Source organism: Anaerotignum sp. (assembly GCF_031981185.1).
In the GTDB taxonomy this organism is placed as follows: domain Bacteria; phylum Bacillota; class Clostridia; order Lachnospirales; family Anaerotignaceae; genus Chakrabartyella.
In genome coordinates this window covers 10,680-17,115 of sequence record NZ_DALYUL010000038.1, presented here as the reverse complement: position 1 = coordinate 17,115, position 6,436 = coordinate 10,680, and the positions used below count along the sequence as shown (strand labels likewise).

8 protein-coding genes are annotated in these 6,436 nt (G+C 36.4%); 7 read left to right on the top strand and 1 reads right to left on the bottom strand.

Going from position 1 to position 6,436, the window contains the following annotated elements:
* Together RTK36_RS15375 and RTK36_RS15370 are read left to right on the top strand one after the other, a co-directional pair.
* A partial coding sequence (locus RTK36_RS15375) for a hypothetical protein (protein WP_312048113.1) occupies positions 1-191 on the top strand: 191 nt, incomplete at its 5' end.
* Positions 191-898, top strand: coding sequence for a C39 family peptidase (locus tag RTK36_RS15370; protein WP_312048112.1), 708 nt, complete (start codon positions 191-193; stop codon positions 896-898). The genes RTK36_RS15375 and RTK36_RS15370, both read left to right, overlap by 1 nt.
* Positions 899-1,007: 109 nt before the next feature.
* Here RTK36_RS15370 and RTK36_RS15365 read toward each other — a convergent pair whose 3' ends face one another.
* Entirely contained in the window at positions 1,008-2,543 is a 1,536-nt protein-coding gene (locus RTK36_RS15365; protein WP_312048111.1) for a kelch repeat-containing protein, read from the bottom strand.
* Positions 2,544-2,852: 309 nt separating this feature from the next.
* On the opposite strand from RTK36_RS15365, the gene RTK36_RS15360 reads away from it, so the two are divergent.
* The 5 genes from RTK36_RS15360 to RTK36_RS15340 form a co-directional block, all read left to right on the top strand.
* Positions 2,853-3,614: a DNA adenine methylase gene (locus RTK36_RS15360; protein ID WP_312048110.1), complete on the top strand. Its 762-nt coding sequence runs from the start codon at positions 2,853-2,855 to the stop codon at positions 3,612-3,614.
* Positions 3,615-4,039: 425 nt separating this feature from the next.
* A complete protein-coding gene (locus RTK36_RS15355; RefSeq protein ID WP_312048109.1) occupies positions 4,040-4,309 on the top strand; it encodes a DUF3795 domain-containing protein in 270 nt (89 codons plus the stop codon).
* Between the two features lie 105 nt (positions 4,310-4,414).
* Positions 4,415-4,885: a hypothetical protein gene (locus RTK36_RS15350; RefSeq protein WP_312048108.1), complete on the top strand. Its 471-nt coding sequence runs from the start codon at positions 4,415-4,417 to the stop codon at positions 4,883-4,885.
* 510 nt (positions 4,886-5,395) lie between these two features.
* Complete coding sequence (locus RTK36_RS15345; RefSeq protein WP_312048107.1) at positions 5,396-5,797, top strand: hypothetical protein; 402 nt, start codon at positions 5,396-5,398, stop codon at positions 5,795-5,797.
* 384 nt (positions 5,798-6,181) lie between these two features.
* The coding region (locus tag RTK36_RS15340) for a hypothetical protein (RefSeq protein WP_312048106.1) at positions 6,182-6,436 on the top strand (255 nt) is incomplete at its 3' end.

The window sequence follows — 6,436 nt, the reverse complement described above, 5'->3', positions numbered from 1 at the left end:
AAAGCACAAAGGTAACCATTCAGAATCTTTTGACAGTGAAATCTATTGTCACAATTTTGCTGACGGTGGTATTCTCCTTTTTAGCCATTGTTGGCCGTATTAGTGGAGAGCAGTTTTTAACCATTTTTAGTGTGGTGATTGCCTTTTACTTTGGCACCCAGTATCAGAAAAATAGCGGAGGTGAGGAATAATGAAGCCAATTTTAAATATGCAGAATGATTCAAAGTGGGCAAGTCATGATTATTCTGCACCGGGAGAAAAGACCACCATTAAAGCGGAGGGGTGTGGTATTACTTGTGCGGCTATGGTCATTGCAACGCTGGCCGACAAGAACGTTACTCCTGTTACAACAGCGGAGTGGTCAAAGAAGCGTGGATATAAGGCGAAAGGGCAGGGTACATATTATTCCTATTTCAAGCCTCAGGGAGCGGCGTATAGCATTGAAATTACTATGCTAAACAGCACCAATATTTATGGTTCTCCTACTTCCAAGTTTCACGAGTTGGCAAAGGCAGCCGTTGAGCGTGGTGATTTGGTTATCGCTTGCATGGGCAAAGGGAATTGGACAACCAGTGGCCATTATGTATTGTGGTATGGTATGGAAGGGGGAAAGGTGCAAATCAATGATCCCTGGTCCACTAAGCCTGCGCAGACTAATGTCGATTACAATTTATTCAAAAGTCAGGTGAAGTTTTATTGGGTGGTAAAGGTGCCGGATGAATTTAAGGAGGATGATGAAGTGGTTGAGCGAGAAAAAATCATTGTATATGGAAAAGAATGTGAAGCGGATATGATCCGCAAGGATGGAACGACCTATATCAAGACGAGGGATGTTGCAGAGTTGCTGGGGTTGAAGGTTGGCAATAAAGGAAAAATTCCTGTGTTGGAAAAGAAATGATTCTGAGCGGTTTCAAGCTGGGGCTGCTGGGAAATTAAATAAAAACAGCTCCTGTATGGTATGGCTATTAGATAACGTACAGGAGATGTTTTATGAGAAAAAATGTAGTTTATGCTCTTACTCTGACATAAGCCTGACCGATTTGATTTTCCTCTTCATCAGTAGCTGTGATTAATGTAAGTCCAGGATTAGCTGCTGTTACCCTTCCTGCATTTGTAATGGTGGCTACAGAAGGGTCGGAGGTTGTCCATGTTACAGGCGTAGTATTTGTATAATCATCCACGGTTAAACGGCTGGTGTTTCCAGTTTGTAAGTCTATTGCCAGCCTATAAGTATCAGCGTTTTCAACAACTAAAATATTGATGGATTCCGTATACCCGTTACCATCAGAAACGGTAATCGTGGCATTCCCCGTTGCTAAAGCCGTAACCACACCGTTTTCATCAACGGAAGCTACTGAATTATTTGAGGATGTCCATGTTACGTTTGTGTTTTCGGTTAAATTATCATCAATAGATAATTGTAGGGTTTCGTTTATTTCAAGGACTACTTTTAGCTTAGTTGTACTGGAGGAAGAGATTACGGTGTAAGCTTCCATTAAGGATAAAGGAGATGATCCGCTACTTCCCCCAATGGCATAAATTTTACCGTTAACTACCTCTGTTTGGAAAGAGGAACGGGGTGTTGACATCGAAGGCAAAACTGTCCATATGTTAGTGGTTGGATTGTAAACTTCTGCTGAGGATGTGCGAGGACCATTATATCCTCCAATGACATAAATTTTACTGTCAACTACGTTTGTTTGGAAACCCGTATGAGGAGTTGACATAGAAGTCAGAGACGTCCATGTGTCATTGTCTGGATCGTAAACTTCTGCTGAGGATAGGTAAGAACTAGAACTATTATATCCCCCAATAGCGTAAATTTTCCCTTCGATTGCTTTTGTCTGGAAATCGCCACGAGGAGTTGACATAGAAGTCAGAGTTGACCAAGTATTGGCGTCTGGATCGTAAACTTCTGCTGAGGATAGGTAAGTTGTAGTATTATTTCCGCCGATAGCATAAATTTTACCGTCTATAACTTCAGTTTGGAAAATGCTACGATGCGCAGACATAGAAGCTAGAGGCGACCATGTATCGGTGGCTGGATCGTAAACTTCTGCTGAGGATAGGCGAGTTGAACCATAAGATCCGCCAATAGCATAAATTTTACCGTCAATCACTTCTGTACGGTAATGCCTACGAGGCGTAGACATAGAAGCCAAGGCTGACCATGTGTCATTGGCCGGATCGTAAACTTCTACTGAGGATAGGTCAGTTGAACCACTCTTTCCTCCAATGGCATAAATTTTACCATCAACTACCTCTGTTTGGAAATAGTCACGAGGCGTAGACATTGGAGCAAGAGCTGACCATGTATCGTTGGATAAATTATATACTTCCATTGAAGAGTGGCCACACCCCCCAATGGCATAAATTTTACCGGCAACTACCTCTGCTTGGAAATAGTCACGAGGCGTAGACATAGAGGCCTTTTCTGTCCAGCTAGGTTCCTCACTATCCGCTGCCATTGCATTTGTGTTGGGGAGTAACAGTGATACTAATAATAGTAGTGAAACCCCTAATTTTACTGTTTTGTTTCTCATTTTAACATCCCTTTCTGTAGTGGTTTTTCTTATGGGCTAAATTACTTATTTGACTGTAAAATGATACCATAACAGTTTTTTTGTGTCAAATTATAGCAAATTATGTAGGATTTTAAAAGTCATTGGGCCACCCTTACTAAGAAAAAAAGGAATGCCACATGCTATACCTAAAGGGGATTCGAAATATATTAAAATTAGAGAGAATTAATAAAGGTAAGGAGGTGGTCTTAAAAAGACGAACGAGTTTGAAATATTGATTAAGAAAAAATATGTTTACATATGAAAGAGCTTTTAATTATGGGAGGTACAATGAATAGTTTTATTGCATGGGTAGGCGGAAAGAAATTATTGAGAAAAGAAATCGTGAATAGATTTCCTGAAGATGGGTTCGAAAAATATGTGGAAGTGTTCGGAGGTGCCGGATGGGTGCTATTTTACAAAGATAAACATGCAGAAAAAGAAGTATACAATGATGTAAATTCGGAGTTAGTAAACTTATTTCGGAATGTAAAATATCACCCGGAAGCGGTGGCGAAGGAACTGGAATTTACCCTAAGCGCAAGGGAGATTTTTGAAAAATACAAAGCTGCAGATGTTGGCCAAATGACAGAAATCCAGCGGGCGGCCAGATATTTGTATTTGATAAAGCTTTCTTATGGTGCCACGGTTCGCTCCTTTGGCTGCAGAGCTAGAGAAACGGTTGATTTGGACGTCCTGCGTAAAGTAAAAAAACGTCTGGAAGGGGTACTTATTGAAAATAAAAGTTTTGTGAAGTTGATTCCTTCCCAGGATAGAGAAGGTACTCTCTTTTATTGCGATCCACCTTATCATAATACAGAAAAATATTATGATACCGGAGAGGATGGTTTCGGTGAAGGAATGCACATATTGTTAAGAGATACGCTCAAAGGTATTAATGGGAAGTTTATTTTATCATATAATGATGATGAATTTATCAGAGAGCTTTATAAGGATTTTGTGATTGAGGAAGTCGAGCGATCTCATAATTTAAAAATGGCAAAGGGAAATTTGGGTAGTACGTACAAAGAATTAATTATCAGAAACTTCTGATTTAATATATTTTTAAAGGGAACTAACAAATAGTTCCACAACAAACTAAATTGGATATTTATTTATAGTAAAAATAAAGGATAGTGCGCGAAAAATGCTACAATTGGTGATATGAAAGCCGATTGTAGCATTTTTTTGTATTTGTGGAAATATTTTGAATAATAAGTTATAATAATTTTAAAATAAATGTGGCGTTTAAAAGGTAAAGCTAGATTCGCGTTTTAGCAATACTGGGAAGTTCGCTAATTAGCCTTATTGCAAGTCTGTTTCTCTTTAGTGTAGCTATAGTTATATTCTTTATCAAATAATAACCTGTTGTATAGGAATTATGAGTATGACAGGAAGTCTGTTTAACTACCGGATTTCTAACATATTTATGATAGATGTTTTAAATTATTGAGAGCTTAATTTGGGAGGATATAATAATGTTTGAATCAAGATGTGGTGTGTGTTGCAATAACTGCGGTCGCAAAGAGCAAGTTAATTGTAAAGGTTGTATTCAAATGGAAATGCCATTTTGGGGTGGTGAATGCAAAGTGAAAAGTTGCTGTGAAAAAAAAGGTTTAGACTATTGTGGTAAATGTGTTGAATTTCCATGCGATATGCTATCCAATATGGGTAAAGAACAAGGGTATGATCCAATGGTGAAAATCACACAATGTAGAAAATGGTTAGAGGAAGAACAACAAAAATAATTATACATTATGTTTATGATATCCCGTAGATTAGTAAATTGATAAAAATAATATGATCCGAAAGAGCAATACATCGAAATTTGTTTGTGGAGGGAAGGAAAAGTTATGGAGCTGAAGAAAATATTTTGGAAGGTACCGTTATTTTGTATCGCTGCAGGTGTGATAGCTTTTTACGTGGAAGTTTTTCTTATGATTCGATTTGTTATTGTTAAGCTTCCAGATGGAACAATTAAAACAGATAATACACGAGAACTTATAATCTATGGATCCATATTTATTGTGACACTTATAGTTGGTGGCATGATTTTTTTCCGGAACATGACGCGAAAAGAAATTTTTTTTTCTGCATCAATTATTGTCGCTATTGGCTTGATAATGGATTTAACTCAATGGGCGTTTAACCTAACAACTGGTCCGGGGGCTGTCTTTTTCATATATGCTTCTCAAATTTTTGAGTGGAGTAGTATTGTACCTCAGTTATTCCACCGAGTAAATGAAAATCTTTGGTTTGCTTCAGTTATTGGTAGTTTAACACCTTATTTATTTATCCCGTTTGGCAAAAAAGAGCAAGTATAAATTGCTGTTTATCATTAACGTAGGATTTTTTTAATAAAGCCAATTGCTCATTATGTGGATTATAACTTGTGCCATGAATAACATAAAAAAAACGGATATATTTCAACAACAAGAGTGGAGAGAATTAATGATGAACGGAATAATATCTTTACTAGAAAATCGAAATAAAATACAAAAATATCTTGCGTTTTGTGCGGCATTAATTACTTTAATATGTATTGGTTTATAGTTTAGAGTTTAACATCTCAACTAATGACGATGAAGTGCTATCGGCTGCATTGATGAATAGTTTTTCACAGATACAGTTGAGGCCAATATTTTGACAAGAGAAAATATAGGAAGGGAGCTTTTTGTCTTTTTTCAGCGTGATGGATATATGGGACATCATGGTATTGCAGTTTTGGAGCGGGGCATATTTGGAAAATATCGTTTTTTTTAAATGCAGGGTTAAGTGATTTTTCCTTATATTGGTGTGATTATGCCGATACCCAACGTTTAGGTAAAGAGTATTTGCTTATTTGTGGATTATATGATTTGCCCAATGTGGCAAGCTATGCTGTTTTCTCTTATGATAATACACAACAAGAACCTCTTTTTCAAAGTTCTGCTGAAGAAGCACCTTTTTTGCGCATAGTTAAGACAAATGGAAAAAGTATTTATTCACCCTTTACTGTTGTTCACTATTATGATGAATTGGGCAACGAAATGGATAGAAGCGAACTCCGGGACAGTGTACCAGTGGCTGAAGAGGGAAGCACTCTAGGTGATGGTAGTGCAGAGCTCGGTTTAGTTTATTATATTTTAGGTGTGATTTTTCTTTTGGGGCTGTGTTTTGTGCGATATTTCCTTTTATGGGGTGAAGGAAAGGAAGCATCCTCTGTGGAAGATGAAAAAAACAAGAAACAAGAATAGTTAACTATATATCGCCCTGATATTAATCATATGCTATGGTCGTGGGACTGGTAAACCATGCAACTTTTGAAAAATAATATGTAATTATATGCGTTATAGCAGAAAAAATAGCGCGTAGATGGATTAAAGACTTTCAAAAAATCATTCTAAACAAGCTTTCAAACTACAAAAAGAGACAGAAATGATTGTGATGATTATTGTGGCTTAAAAAGAACAATGGATGCAAATAACTTTTGATATTGAAAACTCAAATTTTAAAAGTTATAGTGATTTCCAAAAAGACTTCTCTTCAATGAACCGCTAGGTATCTATCTACGCAACAAATATTGTGAAAAAATTTGCTTTTTATTAAGATTAAATCTAACAAAATATGGGAGAAAATCAATGAGCAGTATAATATGCAATTTTCAAACATTAATAAGAAGATTTTGTATAAATAAAATAAATAATTTTATGAATAAACGAGTAGTAATACAGCGAAAAGCTTTAGGAATATATGAAGAAACAAAAGACATAACACAAGAACAGGTGATTCAATCAATTGTTGATAAAATTATTAGTTTAAGTTATAAAGAAGCTATGGAAATAGAAAAGAATGAAGAATTACGTAAGTCCTCAAGTAGTAGTATTAATATTGAT

What these genes read in the sequence shown, in the direction of transcription:
- RTK36_RS15350 (WP_312048108.1), top strand. Translation starts at nt 4,415, where the DNA reads ATGGAGCTGAAGAAAATATTTTGGAAGGTACCGTTATTTTGTATCGCT.
- RTK36_RS15360 (WP_312048110.1), top strand. Translation starts at nt 2,853, where the DNA reads ATGAATAGTTTTATTGCATGGGTAGGCGGAAAGAAATTATTGAGAAAA.
- RTK36_RS15370 (WP_312048112.1), top strand. Translation starts at nt 191, where the DNA reads ATGAAGCCAATTTTAAATATGCAGAATGATTCAAAGTGGGCAAGTCAT.
- RTK36_RS15355 (WP_312048109.1), top strand. Translation starts at nt 4,040, where the DNA reads ATGTTTGAATCAAGATGTGGTGTGTGTTGCAATAACTGCGGTCGCAAA.
- RTK36_RS15365 (WP_312048111.1), bottom strand. Translation starts at nt 2,543, where the DNA reads ATGAGAAACAAAACAGTAAAATTAGGGGTTTCACTACTATTATTAGTA.